Genomic DNA, 22,371 nt, shown 5'->3' with positions numbered 1-22,371 from the left:
ATTTTCCGTTATAGCCATTTTCAATCCGGTGAGGTACAGGTATGCAAATAGACCTAACCCCCTTCCCGAAGCGGGAAGGGGGAACAATTCAAAGCCTCTCTCCTTTTAGGAGAGAGGTTTGGAGAGAGGTCAAAATTGTACTTAACTGGGTCGAGAACCGCTATAATCCAGGCGAACTTTGTTTGTAAAGCCACGATTTCTAATCGCTAGGCTAGGTGCAACTTAAATTGCTAATGCTCGTTTTTCTAATGGTAGTTCAAAGCGATCGCCTGGTTTCGGCTCAAGTACCCGTGTTGAAATATTGTTCTTCTCTAGTAACGAACGAAATTCTTCAGCAGTTCCTTTAGTCTGAATAAGTTTCATCAGCAACCCTTCAAACGCCACATCACCACCAGCCGCCGTAGGTATTATTACTTGAGGTTGTAACGATTTCACTACTTCCAAAGCGCTATTTTTACCTTTAATAATCGACCCAAGCAAAGGCAACGTCATATCAATAAACGGTGTAATCACGACATCGATGGGTGCAGATTCCTGAAGTTGTGGAGAATGATAACCGTGAGGCTCGTAGTATACAGTTAAACCACTTTCCAATTCTTTGAGAAGATAACTATTTTCTACCAAAGTGGGGCCAATTGGCGAACCGGGGAAAGCTTTGATTTCAACTTGATTATTTAAAGTGAAAGTTTCACCATGAGCGAGAGTAGTAACTTGGGTATAACCTAACTGCTGTACGACCTTAGCAGCATTGGGAGAGGCTACAACTTTGATGCTGTGGTCGAGTACCTGAAGCGTTGGTGGGTGAGCGTGGTCTTCTAAACCTTGAGAGAGCAGAATCAGATCAATATTATCTGGGATTGGACGATTTTGCGATCGCGAACCTTTAAACAGCCAATCCAAATTGCTGAAAATTAACGAACCAACCAGCCAAGGGTCAATCAGTATTCTTTTCCCACCAATTTCTAGTAACCAAGAGTTGCTGTCAAACCAAGTTAAAAACATAAATTTTGTGAAGATAACGCCTACCTTCATTATCAATCGTGTCAGCTTTCTTAGTAAGCACTCAGACCAATACCTAAATTCGTCCAGTTAAGTCTACACACGGGGTTTTTTTATGTCTGATCTTGGTTTTACTCACATTGCACTTGCAGTCAGTGATGTTGATGCAAGTATCTCATTTTATGCAAAGTATGCCCAGATGACAGTCGTGCATCATCGCATTGATCAAGCAACTAAATCAGATGTTGCTTGGATTAGTGACCTGACTAGACCTTTTGTAATTGTCCTAATTAAAGCAGCTAAAGTAGAAGGCGCACTGTCACCACAATCCCATCTTGGGGTAGCTTATCAGAATCGTGGGGAAATCGATCGCCTGTGCAATGAGGCACGCGCTGAGGAAATACTGCTAGATGGCCCAAATGACTGGGGCTTTCCGGTTGGTTACTGGGCTTATATTCGAGACCCTGATGGTCATACACTGGAAATTTCCTATGGTCAGGAAATTAGTTTTACAGTTGAGCAAGCTAGAGACGCGATTAATCGCGTCTCTTAAAAAAATAGTGTTACTTCTTACCAGGAGTACGTCCACCTTCATCGTTACTACCACCGTGAGGGCGGGAATTGCCAGGGTCACATCCCTCAGAACCATTACCAATTCCTTGGTTACAGTGGCGACGTGGTTTTACGCCCTCTGTCGAAGTTTCAGTCTGCTCCTCTACTGCAACTTGTTGTTGTTGTCCTCCAACGACATACTGCGAGGAAATGCTTGCTACCTCTCCGGTGCTAGATAGGGCTTGGTATAGCAAAGCAGATACTTCAGACCTAGTTGCTACCCGTTCAACATTTAGCAAGTTCACATTGGGATAGTTGACGACTATACCGCGTTGTGTCAAAGCTGCAATCAGACTGCGATATTCACTACGAATACTAGTTGCATCGCTGTAAACAGATAAGATTGTATCTGTTGAACCACTGGTTTTATAATTTAATCCCTGGGCTAATGCTACCAAAATGTCAAGGCGAGAAAGGCTTTGGCTAGGGTTAAAACCTTTGCCAATAACAGCGTTTAAAAAGCCCATTTGATAAACTTCGCTGATGGCATTGTAAGCCCAATATTGAGTTGAAACATCCTTAAAAGCGATCGCTCGACGAATTTTCCCCTTGGTAAACGCTTTCCGCAACATTGCCGCAAATTGAGCGCGAGTTACTGGTGCATCCGGGCGGAAAGTCCCATCAGGAAAACCTTCGAGAATTTCCATTGAGGCCAATTCGGCAATAAAATCTTTAGCCCAGTAGTCTGTGGAAACATCAGAAAACCCAACCTGGAGAGCGCGAGATATCCCGACTTGGCGATAATTCATCAGCATTTGGCTGATGTCGTAGCTAGAGTTATCGCTGACTTCAATCACCTGCACTAAGCTGCCAGGAGTAGCTTGCAAAGCCTCTGCTAAGTCGGAACTAAAGACGCTCACGAACGACTGACGCACTAAAGCATACTCACCCTGAGTGAAAGAGACGGGATAAACGCTAGTACCTGGAATTGTTGACAAACCTTCTACTTGGAACTGACTACCTTGGAAGGTTTGGGAACTGCTGAGGAAACTAACACGCTGGTCGCTGACTTGGGTGAAGTAGTCGTAGGTGGTGGTACCTGCGTCAATAGTGCCGTTTTGGTCAGCATCAACACCATAAACAGTACGAACAACTTGGTATTCTGTAGGTTTGGCTGACAAAACCAGGTTAACTGTGGTATTTGCCGACAAACATTCAAATTCGCTATAGCCAATAAAGCGGTTTTGAACATCATACAATCGCACGACGATGCGATCGCTAGCTTTTAACCCCTTAGCAAATTTTGCTTTTTGCTTAATCTTGTACTTGTAATCACCCAAAAACCGCTCTTTTAAATAGCCCTTGCCACCCTTACTCTTGACAGAAATGCGAGCAATCACTTCAGACAAGTTACCGGACGGTTCCCAAATGGCAAGGCTAAAACCTGTTTTTTTGCCTTTTGCAGAAACACTACTACTGCGGCTTTCTGTAGTGATAGTTTGCCGCTCAATAGTAGTACGACTCCTGGTTTCTACTTTTTTATCGGCTAAAAGTTGTTGATTTGTGGAATTATCAGATATTTGGGCGACGGTGGTAGCAAACCCTGAAGTTGCAGATGCAGAAGCTATTGGCGAAAATATTGCCACAGAGGTTGCAGCTAGAACAAATTGGCTAATTTGAGCAAAGTAACTTTGATTCATGTATTTCATCTCACACTACCATTCGTCTAAAAAATCACAGGGGTATTTGGTATCCCTTGACTCATTAATCCCTTGGCGTGGATGAAACTAACATCTAATCAGTGGCGAGTTATGAGGTCAGAGAACATTAATATATTTGAAGATACACTTTATGAATCTTATTAATGACTGTAACTACACAACAGCTTGCAACTCAAGACGCTTTTGAAAAATTCATTTGGACTTGGCAGGGCTACAAAATTCAGTACACTGTCATGGGTACTGGACGACCTATGGTACTGGTTCACGGCTTCGGTGCTTCCATTGGACACTGGCGTAAAAATATCCCAGTTTTAGCTGATGCTGGCTACCAAGTATTTGCCATAGACCTTTTAGGTTTTGGTGGTTCCGATAAAGCGCCTATTGATTACAGCGTGGAAGTTTGGGTGGAACTGCTGAAAGATTTCTGCACAGCACATATACACGAACCTGCTGTATTTATTGGCAACTCCATCGGCGCACTTTTGAGCTTAATAGTACTGGTAGAACATCCAGAAATTGCTGCTGGTGGTATTTTGATTAACTCTGCGGGTGGTTTAAGTCATCGTCCCCACGAATTGAACCCGCCGCTACGGATGGTGATGGCAGCTTTTAATCGGTTTGTGCGATCGCCAATTACAGGTAAATTTGTCTATAATCGCATCCGCCAAAAAGCCCAAATTCGCCGTACCCTCTACCAAGTTTACCGCGATCGCCAAGCCGTCACCGATGAATTAGTCGATTTACTTTATACACCCTCTTGCGACCCAGGAGCGCAACAAGTCTTTGCTTCCATTCTCACAGCCCCTCCTGGCCCAAGCCCAGAGGAACTTTTGCCCAAAGTAGAACGTCCTTTATTAGTAATTTGGGGTGCTGATGATCCTTGGACACCAATTACTGGGGCAAAGATTTACGAACAGGCGCGTGAGAATGGCAAAGAAATCAAAATAGTCCCCATTCCTAATGCCGGTCATTGTCCGCACGATGAGGTTCCAGATGTTGTCAATGCTCAGATTATCGATTGGCTAACGCAAAATTAGTAATTTTATGCCAAGACGCAAATGCAAAGATATTTTCTGTCCATGCGTCTTGGCCTATGCAGAGTAGAAATGGAGCTAACAATCTGGGTGAGTGGCTCTTAATCTTTCTAATTGCATCTTGACAGAATCAAACTCGTATGGTGTGTAATGGAGCTTGATGTGCGTAATGGACATAAAGAGGTAATTCCCTCAAATCACCATCCAGATTTTTCTCAACAAGGCTATCAAGTTATCAGCGAACTAGGACGCAACCGAGAAGGGGGACGAATTACTTATTTAGCTAATGTCCTCAACTCTAAGCAACAGGTAGTGATTAAAGAGTTTTGTTTTGCTCGGGCCGATGCTGATTTGTCAGGTGTGAAAGCATATCAGCGCGAAATCGAAATTTTGCAGCAACTCAATCATTCTCGCATCCCTCGCTATATAGATTCTTTTGAAATACCAGGGGCTTTTTATCTGGTACAGGAACATAAAAATGCCCCGTCTTTAGGCTTAAAAAACAGCTTTCATCCAGAAGAAATTAAGCAAATTGCTCTGTCAATTTTAGAGCTTTTGGTTTATCTACAAAAGCAAGTTCCGCCAATTATTCATCGGGATATCAAACCAGAGAATATTTTGGTTGATGAGCAACTAAATGCTTATTTAGTTGATTTTGGATTAGCTAGGATACAGGGTGCAAAAATAGCTCTTAGCAGCTTTGTCGCAGGAACCCCAGGTTTTATGCCACCAGAAGAACAGTTTGGTCATTCCCTGACTGAGGCATCAGATTTATATAGTTTGGGAGCAACACTAATTTGCTTACTTACTAATACCCGTTCTGTTGATATTGGAAAATTAATTGATGATAACTACCGCTTTAATTTCCAGCAATTAGTTCCTCAAATAAGTCCGCGTTTTCGATGGTGGTTAATGACAATTGTAGAACCTAACCGAAACCGTCGCTATAATAATGCGGCTATTGCTTTAAAAGCACTTGAGCCAATTGAGGTTGTTGGTACTGCCACTGGAATAGATAATTTAATCAGTACAATCCAACTTAGAAAACGAGCTACAGTTCTGGGATTAGCCACTGTTATTACACTAGCTGCGATGGGGGCAACTTTGATGAGTTGTCAGCCTGGTAGTGCGGTTAGGCAATTGCTGGAAGCTAGAGAATGTCAAAGCTTAGATTTAAACGCAAGTTGTCAACAAAAAACCGGAAATTAAGATTAATTAGGTTGCATCTGGCTAAAGATTACAGTCGTTTCCAATTAAATAGACTACACCTTTATAGCGGTTCTCGGTTAAGTGATGTACAAGAACCCCACCCCTAACCTTATCCCCGCAAGCGAGGAGAAGACTATGATATACCTCATGTGTGATTACGAAACGCTATAGGGGCACAAAATATTGTCCCCCTATAATTATGTGTATTTCACACTTGTGAAAAATGCTGTCATTTTTATAACTATCAAATGCTGATAATTAGTTTTTTACAGCAAGTTGCTATGGGAAAATTTGGCTTTTTCAAACTCTGTTAATTCTAATGCCCATTTTCTCTACTCACTGGTGATTTTTTGACTTCCATCCTCACACACAACTTCTCTTTTTTGTCAATATTCTGATTAAGAAAGATGTTTATAATGGATAGGAATAAGGGGAGGGTTAAGGTGGAGTAAAAATATTTGATACATCAATCATGACTTTTAAAACATTCTCTAATAGCCTATTTTGGTTATTAATTTAATTGTGATAAATTATTTCTTACTTTCTCCAGCATCTCTTGATATAAAGGATCTTGAAAACCACTTCCGAAAGACCCACTTAAATATTGTTGTAAAAGGTTTTCTGCTGCCTTGTAATCTGCCCTCGCACTTTCTTTCTTCCCTAAATCCTTGTAAAGATTACCTCTTAATAAGTACTCATCAACATTGGAACTACTATCACCAATTAATTGAGTCAAATCTGAAATCGCTTTCTGTTTTTCGCCTAATTTTTCATAAGCTCTAGCCCTATTCCAGTATGCAGGACTACTAAAACCAAGCCTACCTGTATTTTGCCTAATTACTTCGGTATAGTCTACTACTGCGGCTTTATAGTTTCCAAGTGCATGGTAAGCATTGGCACGATGATAGTAGGGTTCTTTAGCTTTAGGATTTAGCCGAATTGCCTGCGTGAAAGAAGAAACCGCAGCGAGTGAGTCTTTTTGGCAATCTTCTTGAAAGTGTCCCATCCCTATGAAGTCGTCTATTGTATTAAGATGTGGTGGCATAGAAGTTTGGCAGTCAGTAGAGGCATTAGAAGCTGATATTTGTGCAACTAATGGTAGCGAAAAACCTAGCAGCACAATAGATGATGCATAAGCTAATAAAGAAGGTATAGAGAAAACAAATTTCATAATTTATATAATCCAGAAATATTTCTAGTTAACGTATAACTAGCGTTCACAGGTTGCACCTTTCACCAGAGCAGACACATCATGTCAATAAAAACATTATATATTGCCAAAAACAATTAAAGTAAGCTCATAGGATGCCTTACTTATACCCTTGACCAACGCACCATTCCAATACTTTCGGTGCGTTATGCTATCGCTAACACACCCTACCAAATTGGACATTAAAGGCAGTAGGGAGATGAGAAAATATGATCGCCTGCCGTAATGCTGAGTTTAAATATAGTATGTCAGGTGATCGCTCACTAAAAAAGAAATGCGATGTCTACGACGGGCTACGCCTACGCATTTCTGAACTCGGTGTTTCAAGTTCTGAACACCAATGACCGAGCAAAAAGGTCGAACTTCCGAGTTCCGAACACCAATGACCGAGCAAAAAAGTCAAAGTTCCGAGTTCCGAACACCAATGATCGAGTAAAAAGGTCGAACTTCCGAGTTCCGAACACCAATGACCGAGTAAAAAGGTCGAACTTCCGAGTTCCGAACACCAATGACCGAGCAAAAAGGTCAAAGTTCCGAGTTCAAAGCTTGAAGTTTTCAGTTAAGTCAGCAAATAGCCACTCTATATTCTGCTTAATTTCTACAATCCAGCCAAACTGTATGGTATTATTAGCAACTAGTTATTCGTCACTATCTAGGTAGATGACCTCTGGCTGGGTCGGCGGTTGGATTTGCGATACCATATTCGCCCTCAGAAGGATATTTAATCGGGATGCTTCCAAATTAGCCGACTCTTAAGGATGTCTGCGCCATGAATCTGAAACGATAACTAACTAAAACAGTACGATTGTTCTACTATAAACTAATTAAAGATAGTATTATTAAGGACTGTTTCATAAGAAACTCCTTCTTCGCCGCCCAATATGTCAGACAAACAGCTAGCAGCATCCTTGAATGGACATCTTCCGTACCCCAGCCACAACAGCCAGAATACCATTCGGATTCGGGGTGCTAGGCAGCATAATCTGAAAAATATTGACTTGGAATTGCCACGCGATCGCCTAATCGTATTCACTGGCGTTTCTGGTTCTGGTAAGTCTTCCCTAGCCTTTGATACCATTTTCGCTGAAGGGCAACGTCGCTATGTAGAATCCCTCAGCGCCTACGCCCGGCAATTTTTAGGACAACTGGATAAGCCGGATGTAGAAGCCATTGAAGGCTTAAGTCCAGCTATTTCTATTGACCAAAAGTCAACGTCTCATAACCCCCGTTCCACTGTGGGTACAGTGACAGAGATTTACGACTATTTGCGGCTGTTATTTGGTCGCGCTGGCGAACCCCATTGTCCGATATGCGATCGCTGTATTGCACCCCAGACAATCGATGAGATGTGCGATCGCATCATGGAATTACCAGACCGCACCCGCTTCCAAATCCTTGCACCCGTTGTCAGGGGGAAAAAAGGCACACACCGGAAGCTTTTGTCAAGCCTGGCATCTCAAGGTTTTGTCCGCGTGCGAATCAATGGCGAGATCCGCGAACTGTCAGATTCTATTGAATTGGATAAAAATTTTACCCACACCATCGAAGTGGTAATTGACCGCTTGGTGAAAAAAGCTGATATCCAAGAGCGTTTGGTTGATTCTTTGTCTACGTGTCTCAAGCAATCGGGTGGGATTGCAGCCATACTGGTGAGTTTGCTTGGTGACGACGGACAAGAAAAAGAAGAAGAATTAGTATTTTCGGAAAACTTTGCTTGTCCAGAACATGGCGCAGTAATGGAGGAATTATCACCGCGATTGTTCTCCTTTAACTCTCCTTATGGTGCTTGTCCACACTGTCACGGCATCGGGACTTTAAGAAGATTTGCGCCAGACTTGATCGTACCTGACTGGGAAGCGCCAGTTTATGCTGCGATCGCGCCTTGGTCAGAAAAAGATAATTCTTATTACTTGGAATTACTCTATAGCGTCGGACAGATTTATGGGTTTGAGTTACAGACAAATTGGGGCAAGCTGACAGAAGAACAGCAGCAAATTCTTCTCTATGGCGAGAAAGATGAACGAGCCGCAGAAGCGCAAAGGAAGCAGAGTTTTAAAGGTGCTATTCCAATTTTGCAACGGCAGTATGAAGGTGGTTCGGAATTAATTAAACAAAAATTAGAGCAGTATTTAATCGATCAACCGTGCGAAGTTTGTAAGGGAAAACGATTAAAACCTGAAGCCTTGGCAGTGAAGTTGGGACAATATGGAATTTTAGAATTGACTACCGTATCAATTCGGGATTGTCGGGAGAGAATTGAGCAATTTAAGTTGAGTGATCGCCAGTTACAAATTGCTGATTTAGTCCTGCGAGAAATCAAAGCAAGATTGCAATTTTTGTTGGATGTAGGTTTAGATTATCTCACCCTTGACCGTCCCGCCATGACCCTTTCCGGTGGCGAAGCCCAACGAATTCGTCTAGCAACGCAAATTGGTTCTGGTTTAACAGGAGTTCTCTACGTTTTAGATGAACCGAGTATTGGTTTGCATCAACGAGATAATGGCAGGTTGCTTAAAACCTTAACGAAATTGCGTGATTTGGGTAATACATTGATTGTCGTTGAACACGATGAAGAAACAATTCGCGCAGCTAACCATATAGTTGATATTGGCCCTGGTGCAGGAATTCACGGTGGAAATATTATCGCCCAAGGTGATTTTCAGGCATTATTAGCAGCAGAAGATTCTTTAACGGGTGCATATTTATCAGGAAGGCGAGTAATTACCACACCAGCAGAACGCCGAGAAGGAAATGGGCGTAGTTTGGGAATTAAAAATGCCCATCGCAACAATCTACAAAATATTGATGTAGACATTCCGCTAGGTAAACTCGTCTCGATCACTGGTGTGTCTGGTTCTGGCAAATCTACACTGATTAACGAATTACTATATCCATCTCTGCAACACCATTTAACAAAGAAAGTTCCCTTACCCAGACATTTGGATAAAATTCAGGGATTAAACGCGATTGATAAAGCGATCGTTATCGATCAATCTCCAATTGGACGCACGCCACGTTCTAACCCTGCAACTTACACAGGAATTTTTGATGCCATTCGGGATGTATTTTCCCAAACAGTAGAAGCCAAAGCTAGGGGTTACAAACCTGGACAATTTTCCTTCAACGTTAAAGGTGGACGTTGTGAGGCTTGTAGCGGACAGGGTGTGAATGTTATTGAAATGAACTTTCTCCCGGATGTTTACGTGCAATGCGAAATTTGTAAAGGTGCAAGATACAACCGCGAGACTTTGCAGGTGAAGTACAAAGATAAGTCAATTTCTGATGTTCTGAGAATGACAGTTGAGGAAAGTTTGGACTTTTTCCAGAATATACCCAAAGCGATCGCGCGTTTGCAAACTTTATTTGATGTCGGGTTGGGTTATGTCCAACTAGGACAACCTGCGACTACTTTATCTGGTGGTGAAGCGCAACGGGTAAAATTGGCAACAGAACTATCTCGACGCGCCACAGGTAAGACACTTTATTTAATTGATGAACCGACAACAGGGTTATCTTTCTACGATGTTCACAAATTATTAGATGTGTTGCAAAGATTGGTAGATAAAGGTAATTCAATATTAGTAATTGAACACAACTTAGATGTAATTCGTTGTTCTGATTGGGTGATAGATTTGGGGCCAGAAGGTGGCGACAAAGGGGGAGAATTGATTGCTGTGGGTACACCAGAGGAAGTTGCAAAAAATCCCAGGTCTTATACTGGGCAATATTTAAAGCAGGTGTTGAAACAATATCCGGCGGTGAAGAAGTAGGACGGTGCTTTAGTGAAACCTAACACACCTGATACGGTAATTTGAAAATGGTGTCTTTGGCTTCACTTTAACGCACCTTATAATTGAATCTAATTCTTTTCTATAAATCTCAAAATGTATATTAATAAATCTCTACGTAATAATATTGAAGAATGGAGAAACAGGGTTGCTAATGCACATTACAATCAACTACATAGACAACTAGATTATTTTTTAGAAAAATTAGAAAATACATCCGTTCTCAACTCTATATTATTAGAGTTACAAATAGTAACTGATAGTTCTGGAATTAATCCTAGAGAAAAATGTAGAGATGCACTAAGAGCTGGGATGCTTTTTTCTATATTTGAAAATAAAAAGTTTGTAGATGAAACTGAGCGTGTAATATATCATTATAATTTATTAAAAATCTTACAAGATGATGATACACCTTTATATTTAAATTCCTCTGTGATTGATGGCACTACGCAGCCATCAGAAAGACCAAGATTGTTTGTATCTCAATATATTGATCCATTAGTATATTACATCCAAGATAAACTTGATGAAAGTAGTACAGTTTTATATCTGTTAGAAAAATATAAGCAACGATGTGAATGGTTTTTTAAAGAGGAACTTCGCAAACTTTATGAGGATAATCAAGGTAATCCAGATAAACAAGGTAAACAAGAGAAAGTTTTAGATAAAGATTTAAGAAAGTTTCTATTTGACCAAGGTATTGATTATCCATTATCACAACCTCCATCGCCATCGGGTGAAGCAGATATAGTAAGTCTTTTAAATACCAAAGATCCATTGGTACTAGAAGTCAAAATTTTTGATAGAAATAATAATAATTATGGTAAGAATAGAATAATAGATGGCTTCAAGCAAATAGTTAAATATGCAAATGATTACAATAAATCGATAGGCTATTTATTCTTATTCAATTTTGATAATGCTGAAATAGATATAGTTACAAATTATGGAAACTCTAATTTTCCAGTCAGAATATTTTTTAATGGAAAAACGTATTTTATTATTATTGTTAATATATATCAATTCAATACTAAAAGTGCTAGTCAAATTAAAGGGAAATTACAAAAATTCACTATTCTTGAAGAAGAACTTACAGTAGAAGCAATATCATAGCTTGAGTAGATGAAACTGAACTGAGTATATAGAAGTAGTTACTGTGTTTTATTATGTTAACTTCTTTTTATGACTCTAGGAAGAGAATAATTGAGGTTAAAAGATGAAAGTTAGATTTTGGTAAAGTAATTAGCATTCGTAAACTTATAAAATCCTGAAAAATCAGCTTATAAAATAAACAAACTTGCATCAACGTGAAAAAACTTTCCCAAAGCCTCAGCTTGTTTTTTAGTGATTTCTAGTTCGCCATTCATGATTTTAGTAACAATCTCGCTTGAACCCAGAATTTCTACCAAATCAGCTTGTTCCAAAGTTCTAGCTTCCATCAAATGCAAGAGTCTTGAGCGAGGTGTTGAGGAATTAAGCTGATAGTGCTTATCTTCAAAATCCTCACTCAGTTTTACCAATAATTCCAACAAAGCATCTTCTTCAAGAGTTAGATGGGAACGAGAAAGCAATTCTTCAACAGTTTCTAAAAACTTCTCATTTTCCTCTTCTGTCTTGATAATCCGAGGTTGATGTTGAGATAGCAATTGGCTGTAAATGTTTGAGTTAAAAGTAAGGGTCATTTTTCCAATAGCTAATTAGCCATCTTTCCCCTTTGCCAAAACTGCCGTAAAATCTCTCCAGGTTTACGATCCCATGTGTCGATATGCTCATATATCAAGTTATCTTGGTTGAGTTTATACGTTGAATAGCCATTAAAAAGCAACCCAGCTTTCCAAGGAACCCGCAACACTCCCCGCACCGTCCACTTTGCTAAAATCGTATCTTCGGCTGACTGATAAACCTCATGTACATCAAAGTAAATTTGGGTAAAAAATAGCCGAGCGTGAAATCGCAAAGTCCAAAATATAATGCGATAGTTAAATTTGTATTTGAATGTATTTACTGGGTCTTTAAAGTAGATATCATCTGTATAAATGTCATAAGAAATATCTTTTTCAAAAAGTGTTGGTAAATCTTCTTTTAGAGTTTTAATTACCTGTTCCACCGATAATTGAAATTCCACGCGCCTTTTCCCTTAAAAAATCTTTTTTAACAACCTTTGCCAAATTGAAGATGTCCTCTTGTTATTTACACCACCCGCACTCAAATCTGACAGAGTGGGAAATGATGCAGACTTAGCATAGGGCCCATTTCGCAAAACTTTAGCTAGGGTATTGTTATTTTCGCGCAAACCTTCGTAAAAAAAGAATACCTCTCCTTGAATCCCAAGTTGGCGATTGTATTCAATTGCCTGCACCAGATATTCTGGACTAATACAATAATTGCCAAGCTTCATCAGTATTCCCGGTGCTAACTTCGGCAGTGTCGTATCTGTGAACTGCTGGTTTACTAGTTTATCAGCGATCGCAGCGTAACTCCCAAAGTCACGGCGGTAAATCTGCGGCTGAATCATATCAACTATTCCCCGCTTCAGCCATGCGGGTGAGTCTTGCAGATATTCCTGGAATGCCCAATCATGGATATTAGGTGCGATCGCTACTAGCAAATTAGGATTAACTGCTTTTACCTCCCCGTAGAGACGCGCCAAAAACTCAGTCAGAATATCTGCACGCCACTGTAACCATTGCCTATCCTTGGGATTCTCTGGTGGATTGCGATCGAATTCCTGGCGATAGCGGCTGACAGTTCCCTCATCATAGCCACCTTCACAGGGGAATGCTGGCAAGCGATCGTCACCTTGGATACCATCCACATCATAATTCTTTACAACTTCCAGCACCAAATTCAAGAAGAATTCCTGTACCTGTGAGTCGAGGGCATTCAACCACTCAAAGCCATTTTTATTTAGTAAGTTGCCGTTAAAATCACGCGCAGCCCATTCCGGTTTTTTCTGTAAAAGTACACCACCATTCAAATTGTAGGAACTGGCAAAACCGTATTCAAACCAAGGAATGACTTTCAATCCAACTCGCCGCGCCTCAACTACCACCTCTTCTAAAGGGTCACGACCTACAGACATAGGGTCAATTTCGACTCCAAATGTCTGCTGCATTGTTTGACTGGGATACAGAGTTACTGCCTTGTTCCAAACAACGGGAAACACCACATTAAATCCCGTCTCTGCTAGAAAATCCATTGCCTCAGCAATACGTTGCTTTGACCTGAGAACTTTACTATCAGTAGTGGTCAGCCAGATACCACGGGTTTCTATTATTGCCATTTCTTTGAAGAAGAATTCAGGAGTCAGAAGCAATTAGTGGACCAAACTTTCTTGTTTTGTGGGGGTTTTAAACCCGATTATTCGTCCGCCAATCATACACAATACCCATACTGAATTCTGACTCCTGAATTCTGTTTGATTGAAATTCTCAGCACCGCACCATCTAAACATTGACTAGCCGACGATACCGAGCCTGTATTATTGTGTAAATTCCATAGGCAACCAAACCTAACGCCACAATACCCAAAAGCCATACCCCGTTAGGCTGTTGCGCTAGCGTCTGTAATACTTCATCCAAACCTTCGGCGGTAGCGGCGTTAGATTGCCTTGCTGCTTCAATTAAAAACCAACCGATAATACAAAATACTATACCCCGTGCCGCCAAACCAAATCTGGAAATCCTCATTACCCATTGAGCTTCTTTGTTGCTTAACTGAGTTAAATTGAGTTCTTTACGAAATTTCCCACTAAAAGCTTGATAAAACTGATAGAAACCTAGAGCAATTACAAACACCCCCGCAGTTCCAACTAACCATTGACCAAAAGGTTGAGAAAGCAAACGTGCTGTCCAATCTTCAGTAGAATCACTACTATTTTTACCGCCGCCTGTACCCATAACAATTTTCACAGCACTTAAGGCTAAACTTGCATAAATCAAGCCATTAACTGCGTAACCAATTCGTACTGCCAAACCTTTGGCATCATTACCTTTATTTTCTGGGTCTTTAATTGCCTGTACAAAACGCCAGATTACGTATCCAATCAAGCCAATTGCAACTAAAGCCAGCAAAAATTTACCAAATGGCTGGTTAACGATTGTTTGGAGAGCGCCTTGGGTATCAGTTGTTTTACCACCGTTGCCAAAAGCCGCCTGTGCTGCCAGTAGTCCAACTATACCGTAAACTACTCCCTTGGAAACATAGCCAAATCGTCCCAGTCGCTCAACCCACAATGAAGCATGGTTTGTCAACTGTTGTGTCATAGTATTTGGGAAGAATTATTATATCTATCCTTTACCAAAATTTACCCACAATTCACATCTACCCCAGGGCAAATTATCTAATGTTTTTGCAAAAAATCACTATCGTAATACTGTCTTTTAATAGATGTAAGACTCCTCAAAATACTATTACAGTTATTAAGTGCAGTATTATTATTTAGTACTTTTTAATCCTGAATTTTGATTAATTATGTCTCTAATAGAAAGTTCTTGGAAACACGAATATATAACTACCAATGGAGTAAAACTACACTATGTTACCCAAGGTGAAGGGCCATTAATGTTGATGTTGCACGGGTTTCCAGAGTTTTGGTACTCTTGGCGGCATCAAATACCAGAATTTGCCCAAAATTTCAAAGTAGTCGCCCTTGACTTGCGTGGTTACAACGATAGTGATAAACCAAATGAGCAATCAGCTTATGTCATGGATGAGTTTATCAAAGATGTTGAGGGAGTAATCAAAGGATTAGGATACCAAAAGTGTGTTTTAGTTGGACATGATTGGGGAGGTGCGATCGCTTGGAATTTTGCATACACTCACCCCGAAATGTTAGAACAATTAATTATTCTTAACCTGCCTCATCCTGCCAAATTTGCCCAAGGGTTACGCACTCCCCAACAGTTGCTACGTAGCAACTACATATTCCTCTTTCAACTACCGTGGATACCAGAATTACTTTTACAATCTTCCGACTACCAAGCTATTGAAACAGCTTTTAAAGGTACAGCAGTTAACAAGAGTGCTTTCACCAAAGCGGATATTGAGGCATATAAAAATGCTGCTGCAAAACGCGGTGCCCTGACAGCAATGTTGAACTATTACCGCAATATTTTTCAGCAGAGAATGCTAAATCCAAGTTGGGGCGTTTTGGAAGTGCCAACACTGATGATTTGGGGAGAAAATGACACTGCACTCGGCAAGGAACTAACCTATGACACCGCAGCTTATGTCCAAAACTTTCAAATTAAGTATATTCCTAATTGTGGCCATTGGGTGCAGCAAGAACAGCCTGAATTGGTCAATCAGTATATGCGAGAATTTCTAATAGACTTAACCTAATTTGCAAATTTACGATCAAATCAATTGATAAAGTATAAATACCTATAAAACTGCCAAATTATGCCAAGCAGTGCAAGCCTTTAAAATATTTAACAGAGATTTAATACTGGCAGCTTTTTAGGGTTTATCGGGTAAAAATCGACCAGAAAACAGGATATATAGAATTTTTTATCTCGCTATTATAGCAAGTTCATATCTTAATCAACTTATTAACGCATAGTATACATTGACCTCACAAAGTTTAGTGAGATAATAGAGTTGTGAGGGACAGAACGGACGCAACTTGATTATTAAGGGGGAAAATATATGAAACTCCAGCTATTAGCGGCCATGGCCTTAGCAACTCCCCTATTTTTCGCTAGCTCGGTTAGAGCCGAAAATCCGCAGGATTTACAAAAGCTGCTTTCAACTGGGGAATGTATCCAGTGTAATTTGTCGGGAGCTAACCTCAGTGGCGCTCATTTAATTGGTGCTGACTTGAGAGGCTCGAAGCTCGAAGGAGCAAACCTTGTAGGAGCTAACCTCGAAGGTGCTGACTTAACAGGTGCTAATTTGGCAGGTGCTAACCTAACATCAGCTTATGTAAGCAATGTTAATTTGAAGCAAACCAATCTTAACGGAGTAAATTTTACCCGCGCTACGATTCACGATTCTAATGTGTATAAAGCATCAATGAACGATCTAAATCTAACTGATGCCGAAATATTTAACACTGGAATCGGGATTGGTGGAGAAGATGCCGAAATTCCCGATTGGAAATAGGCTGAACTGAGTAGGCAGGTGAAAATAAACACAACATCAGAGAAACTGGTTTTTGGCCAGCATTATCTTTAAAATCTGCCTATACAAAAATAAAAAATGAAACCCCTCTTGCTTGTAATCACTTTACTATGACGCAAGCAGAGGGGGTTTCTTATTGGGATTGAGCCGATTTGTCTTGGTGCTATTTTGAAAGCACATAATCAATGATGCTAGTTCCTACGGGAAAAACTCACTATCAAATTCGGAAAGTGGGTATGAAAGCGGTTATCGCACCGTGGCAATCTCAAATTCCCACTTCTTTACTCGGTACTGTTTTGCTGACTATAGTCCTGCAAACCACTCATAGCCCTGATCTTCCCAATAGCCTTTAAGAGGCAACAAATTGCTGACGAATGTAATTTGAGTCACCCACTTGCTTTGCTTATAGCCCAGTTTAATTGGGGATGCTAGGCGCATAGGCGCACCATTATCAACTGATAATGGTTGTCCATTCTTTTGATAAGCCATCAGGGTTTGGGGATGTATAGCAGAGGCAAGATCCCAGCTTTCATAGTAGCCATCAGCAGATTTAAAGTAGACAAAACGGACATTTGACTTCGGCTGTACCAGCGCTACTAAGTCTCGCAATCGCACGCCTCCCCATTGAACGATCGCAGCCCAGCCTTCAACACACACATGACGAATTACCATTGAAGTTAAGGGAAGTTTTTCAATATCCCCCATACTCAATTGCATCGGGTTACTAACCTCGCCATCAATCTTCAGGCGAAACTGCGCCGGATCAATTTGCGGTGTGAAGTCAAAGGAATTGATTAGCAATTTGTCTGCTTCTATGGCACTAACAGGAAATTCTGGAACTGGTTTCTGACTTAAAAGGAGTGCTTCTAGACGTTGGTTTAGTGGCTCAGATATTTGCCGCAGATTATCTGAGAACAAATTTGTCCCACAGCCACCTAAAAGAAAGCCTACCCCTGAAAGTCCAGATAGTTGCAGTAATTGGCGACGGGATAAGGTGCGTTTGGGAAGAATCAGACTCATATTACCTCTACAGGAACATAGACTTAACTAGACGGATGCTTCCTACCTTCAGGGCAAGTAAGGAATGAGCAATTGTAAACAGTATGACTGTGGGAACAGTTATAAAGTGAACAGTGCTTAGAGTTTGCCAACTACCAAACAGCCCCGAAATCCAATGCAGTTGGGCAGGTTTGTACATCGCCAGACCACTCAAGATTGCCAACAGTAGCACTGGAATGATAGCAGTATAAACTAGATAAGAGTTTGAGAGAGTTATTGCGTAAGTCCTACCTAAGAGTTTCAGAACAAACCTATCTCTGGCTGGCTATCCTGAACTTTGGAACATACAAAGATAATTGATGCTTAAGCCTTGATATGCGATGCCTACAGCAGCAAGCTACGCAACCCAATTTTCTAGAGTAATATTTTGTTATTGAAGAATATCTGCGCTTTGATGATCCTGATACTAATCTATGGACAACAGAGGAAAAAAGCGACTTTTAAAATATTTATTGCAAATCTGACTATCATACCAGCGCTAACTAGCGATTAGGGTGGGTAATACTGCCCACCCTAAGACTTTAACTTGCTACTGCTTCAGCAGGGGCTGTCTCAACAGCAGTTATAGGTAAATAAACACTGACTTTTTTACGGGTTTTGCCCTTTCTCTCAAACATTACAACACCGTCGATTAAGGCGAACAGAGTGTCATCGCTACCAATACCGACGTTGTTACCAGGGTGAAATTTGGTACCGCGCTGACGCACGAGAATGTTTCCTGCACGCACAACTTGACCGCCATAACGCTTGACACCCAGACGTTGGGCGTTAGAATCACGACCGTTGCGTGTACTACCCGTTCCTTTCTTATGAGCCATGATTTCCTCTTAATGTATCTGTATCTACTTCTTTTTATTATTCAGCAGCGGTTTCAACTTCTTCAGCAGAAGTCTCATCTAAAATGGGGGTTTCCTTCTCCGCTTCTCCTTGGGCAACAAATACTTCACCGTTAAGGGTGATGGAGTCAATCATAAGTCTGGTAATTTCCTGACGATGCCCCCGTTTTTTGCGGGTTTTCTTTTTCGGCTTCATCTTGTATACCAAGACTTTACGACCTCTGTAATGTCGCATTACAGTCCCTTCTACAGTTGCACCTGTCACTAGTGGCTGTCCAATGCTGACTGCGCCATCGTGCTGCACGAGTAATACAGAGTCTATTGTAACTTTTTCATCTGGTTCGGTAGGAAGCAGTTCAATGTCATAAAACCGCCCTGGCTCTACTCGTATTTGTTTGCCGCCAGTTTCAATAATCGCGTAAGTCATGGAATTGTCCTTGAGGTTGCCGTACAGGTAGCTGGTTTTTATCTCCTGTAGAGAGGTTTTTGCCAGCTTTTGTAATATGTCTACCTGATCCGAGCAGGAATTAGACAGACAATCTAACATACTATTTTATCTACAGGTGCTAAGTCAAGCTTTCATTTGCCATCCCAGCAATTCTCATTATGATAGTATCCGACAAAACCTTGCTGACGTTGCTCTGAATTTTGGTTTTCAATGAGCCTACAACGAGGTCATCCTTGCCTGCCATCAGAGCCTCAAAACCCTGTTTAGCAAAAGTTTATCGAGGAAGGCAGTTCAAGAGTGAAGGAATACTGCTCTCACTCTTGAACTGCTGCAACCAGACAGGTCTTGATCATTTACTCCTTGTGCCTCCTGCCTCCTTCAAAGTATCAGTTTTCGCTTTTATCACTCGAACTTTATACAGGCTTGCTCAGATTTTCAGAGCAACCAAACACCAATTTAGACGCTAGGCGATCGCATTCCTATCTTTACCCCCAATGAGGTATTGTAAAATGATCCCATGCGATAGCTTGCTCTTCATCATCAACTAGGCGTAGTCCTAACCCAGGTATTGCTCAAATCAATATCAAAATGTAAACAATTACACAAATAACGGTAATTTTATATACATTTATCGCTCAAAAATGTAAAGATTATGCAAAGATGTCTTTTTAAGTATAGACATCGAAATAAATATTCTGTACTTACTTATTGTAAGGTTATTTAAATGTTTTACATTTTTAAGCTAAATACCTAGGAGTAATAGCCGACAATGAGAGCATAAAGATCATTTTGCCTATCCTCTATTTTCAAGACAGTAAGACTTACGCATTGGCAAAAGGCAAATATTAAGTAAATGTGGATTTCAGGCATTCAAAGTTGATTTTTCGACGCTTCTTTAACAATAGCTACTGAATCAAAGATTTTTGAAAAAAGTCTGAAACGACCTATTATCCTGAATTCACACCCCAAGTAATTTGACAGTGCCTAAGACTTAGATAGTCCTACATAGTTGGATACATATTACTTACAAGCTACTCAAGAGAGTGAATCTTCGGGAAAAATTGCTAACCCTCAAGGATGATTTGAAAGTATTGGCAAAAGTTGACAGTTTTGGCGAGTTCATTTTGCCCTAAAACAGTACTAACAGCAGGCTAAAAACTTAAAAGTTATGGCAAATATCATTGGAACCAACGGTAATGATAGCTTAGTAGGTAGCTTCGAGGCTGATACGATTGACAGTAAAGGCGGGAACTATACCATTCCAGCTAATGCAAGGGAGGACATCCTAACTGGTGGCGGTGGCAACGATAAATTTATTTACACTTTTTCCGACTACAACGACAATGATATCATCACCGATTTCGGTGGTATAGGTAAAGGCTCAAATCCCTCGGCAGCAACCATTGCCGAAGTAGACACACTGATATTCCAAGGTAATAACTTAAATGCCCAAAATCTGCTGCTGACACAGAATGGCAGCAATCTGGAAATTACCTTTGAACGCCAGGATAATATCAAAGTCACCCTGCAAAACTTTACTCTAGAAAACCTTGATAACCTAGCAACAGTGGGCAATATCTTGTTTGATGGACAAACCAGCATTCAGGACAGCTTTGATGTCGTCAATGCCAACTCGACTCAACAAAACCTGTTCAATAAAAACACAGTCACCTTCTTTAACGACCTGAATAACGATGTCATCGGCTTTAACAACTCAGATGATGTCATTAATGGTCAAGGGGGTAATGACCGTATCGATGGCAAAAGTGGCGACGACCTCCTGCGTGGCGGTACGGGGAATGATACTCTCATTGGTGGTGTAGGGAATGATAAACTCGTTGGTGGTGCAGGGAATAACATCCTCAACGGTGACACGGGTAACGATTACTTGAATGTTGACGGTTTGACAGGCGATAATCTACTTGATGGTGGCGATGGTAATGATTATCTCTCTGCCTCTCGCTACTACGACAACGAATACACATTCTATGACGCTTCTGGCAGTAATACCCTCAACGGTGGCGCTGGTAACGATACCTTAAATGTTGACTTATCAACAGGCGATAACCTACTCAATGGGGGCGATGGCAATGATTATCTCTCTGCCTATACCTTCTACCGTGACTTCTCTAACACTTCTGGAAATAATACCCTCAACGGTGGTGCTGGTAACGATACCTTAAATGTTGACTTATCAACAGGCGATAACCTACTTAATGGGGGCGATGGCAATGATTATTTCTCCGCCTCTGGTGACAGCACTATATACGGCTTCTATCCATCCACAGGCAATAACACTCTAAATGGTGGTGCTGGTAACGATACTTTGAATATTGACATATCAACAGGCGATAATCTACTCGATGGGGGCGATGGTAATGATTCTCTCTCTGCTTTTGGTGGAGTGGGTTCCCAAGGATCAGTAGGAGGGTTTTTTGGCAATAACACCCTCAACGGTGGCACTGGTGACGATACCTTGGATGTTGGCTTTTCCAAAGGCAATAACCTTCTGGATGGGGGCGATGATAATGATTATCTATCTGCCTCTAGCTACCTCTTCGGCGGTACTACTTCTTCTGGCAATAATACCCTTAACGGTGGTTCTGGTAACGATACCTTAAATGTTGACATATCAACAGGCGATAATCTACTTGATGGTGGCAATGGCAATGATTTTCTCACAGCCTCCAGCTACTACAGCAACGAAATAGGCTTCTATCGGATTTCCTCAGGCAATAACACCCTCAACGGTGGCGCTGGTAACGATACCTTAAATGTTGACATATCAACAGGCGATAATTTACTTGATGGTGGCAATGGCAATGATTTTCTCTCTGCTTCTGGCGCTTCTGGTGATAACACCCTCAAGGGTGGTGCTGGTAGTGATATCCTGATAGGCGGCAAAGGTAATGATGCCTTATATGGAGGTAATGGTAGTGATAGCTTTGATTTCAATAGTTTCAATGAAGGCGTTGATACTATTTATGACTTCAACGCAACTAATGAATTTATTCAGGTATCAGCTACTGGTTTTGATGGGGGGTTATCACTAGGTCTTCTTTTTGAGAGTAAATTTACCATTGGAACATCTGCAACCAGTAGCGATCAGCGATTTATCTATGATGATACTACAGGTGCATTGTACTTTGACCAAGATGGTAGTGGGGATGCTTTTACTCAGGTAAAATTTGCACAACTATCTGCTGGAGTGTCACTAACCAACAACAATTTTTATGTGATTGCTTAATTGTGATCGGTTCTTTTCAAAAATCAAACATGAGTCCTATTACATCATCAACATACCTCCAGAACATTTGTTAGCAAAGATGTGGTTGACATTTTCTGCAATTACTGTGTCAGCACCGTCGCTAAAGTTCCAAGTCTAGGTAATA

19 protein-coding genes are annotated in these 22,371 nt (G+C 40.9%); 9 read left to right on the top strand and 10 right to left on the bottom strand.

Going from position 1 to position 22,371, the window contains the following annotated elements; genetic code table 11:
* Nucleotides 1-222: 222 nt before the first annotated feature.
* Nucleotides 223-1,002, bottom strand: a complete 780-nt coding sequence (locus IQ274_RS04485) for an MBL fold metallo-hydrolase (RefSeq protein ID WP_194141543.1) — start codon at nt 1,000-1,002, stop codon at nt 223-225.
* 112 nt (nt 1,003-1,114) lie between these two features.
* On the opposite strand from IQ274_RS04485, the gene IQ274_RS04480 reads away from it, so the two are divergent.
* Nucleotides 1,115-1,552, top strand: coding sequence for a VOC family protein (locus tag IQ274_RS04480; RefSeq protein WP_194141542.1), 438 nt, complete (start codon nt 1,115-1,117; stop codon nt 1,550-1,552).
* Between the two features lie 10 nt (nt 1,553-1,562).
* On the opposite strand, the gene IQ274_RS04475 is transcribed toward IQ274_RS04480, so the two are convergent.
* Nucleotides 1,563-3,251 (bottom strand): S-layer homology domain-containing protein, encoded by a 1,689-nt coding sequence (locus IQ274_RS04475; RefSeq protein WP_194141541.1) that lies wholly within the window; start codon nt 3,249-3,251, stop codon nt 1,563-1,565.
* A gap of 164 nt (nt 3,252-3,415) precedes the next feature.
* Here IQ274_RS04475 and IQ274_RS04470 point away from each other — a divergent pair, with 164 nt between their 5' ends.
* Together IQ274_RS04470 and IQ274_RS04465 are read left to right on the top strand one after the other, a co-directional pair.
* Nucleotides 3,416-4,309: an alpha/beta fold hydrolase gene (locus IQ274_RS04470; protein WP_194141540.1), complete on the top strand. Its 894-nt coding sequence runs from the start codon at nt 3,416-3,418 to the stop codon at nt 4,307-4,309.
* A 147-nt stretch (nt 4,310-4,456) separates the two neighbouring features.
* Nucleotides 4,457-5,515, top strand: a complete 1,059-nt coding sequence (locus tag IQ274_RS04465; protein WP_194141539.1) for a serine/threonine protein kinase — start codon at nt 4,457-4,459, stop codon at nt 5,513-5,515.
* Nucleotides 5,516-6,026: 511 nt separating this feature from the next.
* Here IQ274_RS04465 and IQ274_RS04460 read toward each other — a convergent pair.
* Nucleotides 6,027-6,686: a tetratricopeptide repeat protein gene (locus IQ274_RS04460; RefSeq protein WP_194141538.1), complete on the bottom strand. Its 660-nt coding sequence runs from the start codon at nt 6,684-6,686 to the stop codon at nt 6,027-6,029.
* 248 nt (nt 6,687-6,934) lie between these two features.
* On the opposite strand from IQ274_RS04460, the gene IQ274_RS37230 reads away from it, so the two are divergent.
* From IQ274_RS37230 to IQ274_RS04450, 3 genes are all read left to right on the top strand, one after another.
* Nucleotides 6,935-7,069: a hypothetical protein gene (locus IQ274_RS37230; RefSeq protein ID WP_265578512.1), complete on the top strand. Its 135-nt coding sequence runs from the start codon at nt 6,935-6,937 to the stop codon at nt 7,067-7,069.
* Between the two features lie 537 nt (nt 7,070-7,606).
* Nucleotides 7,607-10,495 (top strand): excinuclease ABC subunit UvrA, encoded by a 2,889-nt coding sequence (gene uvrA, locus IQ274_RS04455; RefSeq protein WP_194141537.1) that lies wholly within the window; start codon nt 7,607-7,609, stop codon nt 10,493-10,495.
* 114 nt (nt 10,496-10,609) lie between these two features.
* A complete protein-coding gene (locus tag IQ274_RS04450) occupies nt 10,610-11,626 on the top strand; it encodes a hypothetical protein (RefSeq protein WP_194141536.1) in 1,017 nt (338 codons plus the stop codon).
* Nucleotides 11,627-11,793: 167 nt separating this feature from the next.
* Here IQ274_RS04450 and IQ274_RS04445 read toward each other — a convergent pair whose 3' ends face one another.
* The 4 genes from IQ274_RS04445 to IQ274_RS04430 form a co-directional block, all read right to left on the bottom strand.
* Nucleotides 11,794-12,195, bottom strand: coding sequence for a helix-turn-helix domain-containing protein (locus IQ274_RS04445; RefSeq protein WP_194141535.1), 402 nt, complete (start codon nt 12,193-12,195; stop codon nt 11,794-11,796).
* Between the two features lie 11 nt (nt 12,196-12,206).
* On the bottom strand, nt 12,207-12,638 hold the full coding sequence (locus tag IQ274_RS04440; protein WP_194141534.1) for a DUF2358 domain-containing protein: 432 nt from the start codon (nt 12,636-12,638) through the stop codon (nt 12,207-12,209).
* A 12-nt stretch (nt 12,639-12,650) separates the two neighbouring features.
* Nucleotides 12,651-13,796: a glycoside hydrolase family 10 protein gene (locus tag IQ274_RS04435; RefSeq protein WP_194141533.1), complete on the bottom strand. Its 1,146-nt coding sequence runs from the start codon at nt 13,794-13,796 to the stop codon at nt 12,651-12,653.
* Between the two features lie 163 nt (nt 13,797-13,959).
* On the bottom strand, nt 13,960-14,778 hold the full coding sequence (locus tag IQ274_RS04430) for a DUF1206 domain-containing protein (RefSeq protein WP_163929432.1): 819 nt from the start codon (nt 14,776-14,778) through the stop codon (nt 13,960-13,962).
* 208 nt (nt 14,779-14,986) lie between these two features.
* Between IQ274_RS04430 and IQ274_RS04425 the strand changes: the two genes are divergently transcribed.
* Both IQ274_RS04425 and IQ274_RS04420 read left to right on the top strand, forming a co-directional pair.
* Nucleotides 14,987-15,856: an alpha/beta fold hydrolase gene (locus tag IQ274_RS04425; RefSeq protein ID WP_163929431.1), complete on the top strand. Its 870-nt coding sequence runs from the start codon at nt 14,987-14,989 to the stop codon at nt 15,854-15,856.
* 306 nt (nt 15,857-16,162) lie between these two features.
* Entirely contained in the window at nt 16,163-16,618 is a 456-nt protein-coding gene (locus IQ274_RS04420; protein WP_163929430.1) for a pentapeptide repeat-containing protein, read from the top strand.
* 321 nt (nt 16,619-16,939) lie between these two features.
* On the opposite strand, the gene IQ274_RS04415 is transcribed toward IQ274_RS04420, so the two are convergent.
* The 3 genes from IQ274_RS04415 to rplU form a co-directional block, all read right to left on the bottom strand.
* A complete protein-coding gene (locus IQ274_RS04415; protein ID WP_194141532.1) occupies nt 16,940-17,656 on the bottom strand; it encodes a molybdopterin-dependent oxidoreductase in 717 nt (238 codons plus the stop codon).
* A 560-nt stretch (nt 17,657-18,216) separates the two neighbouring features.
* On the bottom strand, nt 18,217-18,513 hold the full coding sequence (gene rpmA, locus IQ274_RS04410; RefSeq protein WP_114084255.1) for a 50S ribosomal protein L27: 297 nt from the start codon (nt 18,511-18,513) through the stop codon (nt 18,217-18,219).
* 37 nt (nt 18,514-18,550) lie between these two features.
* Complete coding sequence (gene rplU / locus IQ274_RS04405; RefSeq protein ID WP_163929454.1) at nt 18,551-18,958, bottom strand: 50S ribosomal protein L21; 408 nt, start codon at nt 18,956-18,958, stop codon at nt 18,551-18,553.
* Between the two features lie 1,189 nt (nt 18,959-20,147).
* On the opposite strand from rplU, the gene IQ274_RS04400 reads away from it, so the two are divergent.
* Nucleotides 20,148-22,226, top strand: a complete 2,079-nt coding sequence (locus tag IQ274_RS04400) for a beta strand repeat-containing protein (RefSeq protein ID WP_194141531.1) — start codon at nt 20,148-20,150, stop codon at nt 22,224-22,226.
* The last annotated feature ends 145 nt before the right edge of the window (nt 22,227-22,371 follow it).

This window comes from Nostoc sp. LEGE 12447 (assembly GCF_015206985.1).
Lineage (GTDB): Bacteria > Cyanobacteriota > Cyanobacteriia > Cyanobacteriales > Nostocaceae > Nostoc.
Note: the sequence above shows the minus strand (reverse complement) of the source record. Positions and strands in the feature narration are given on the sequence as shown.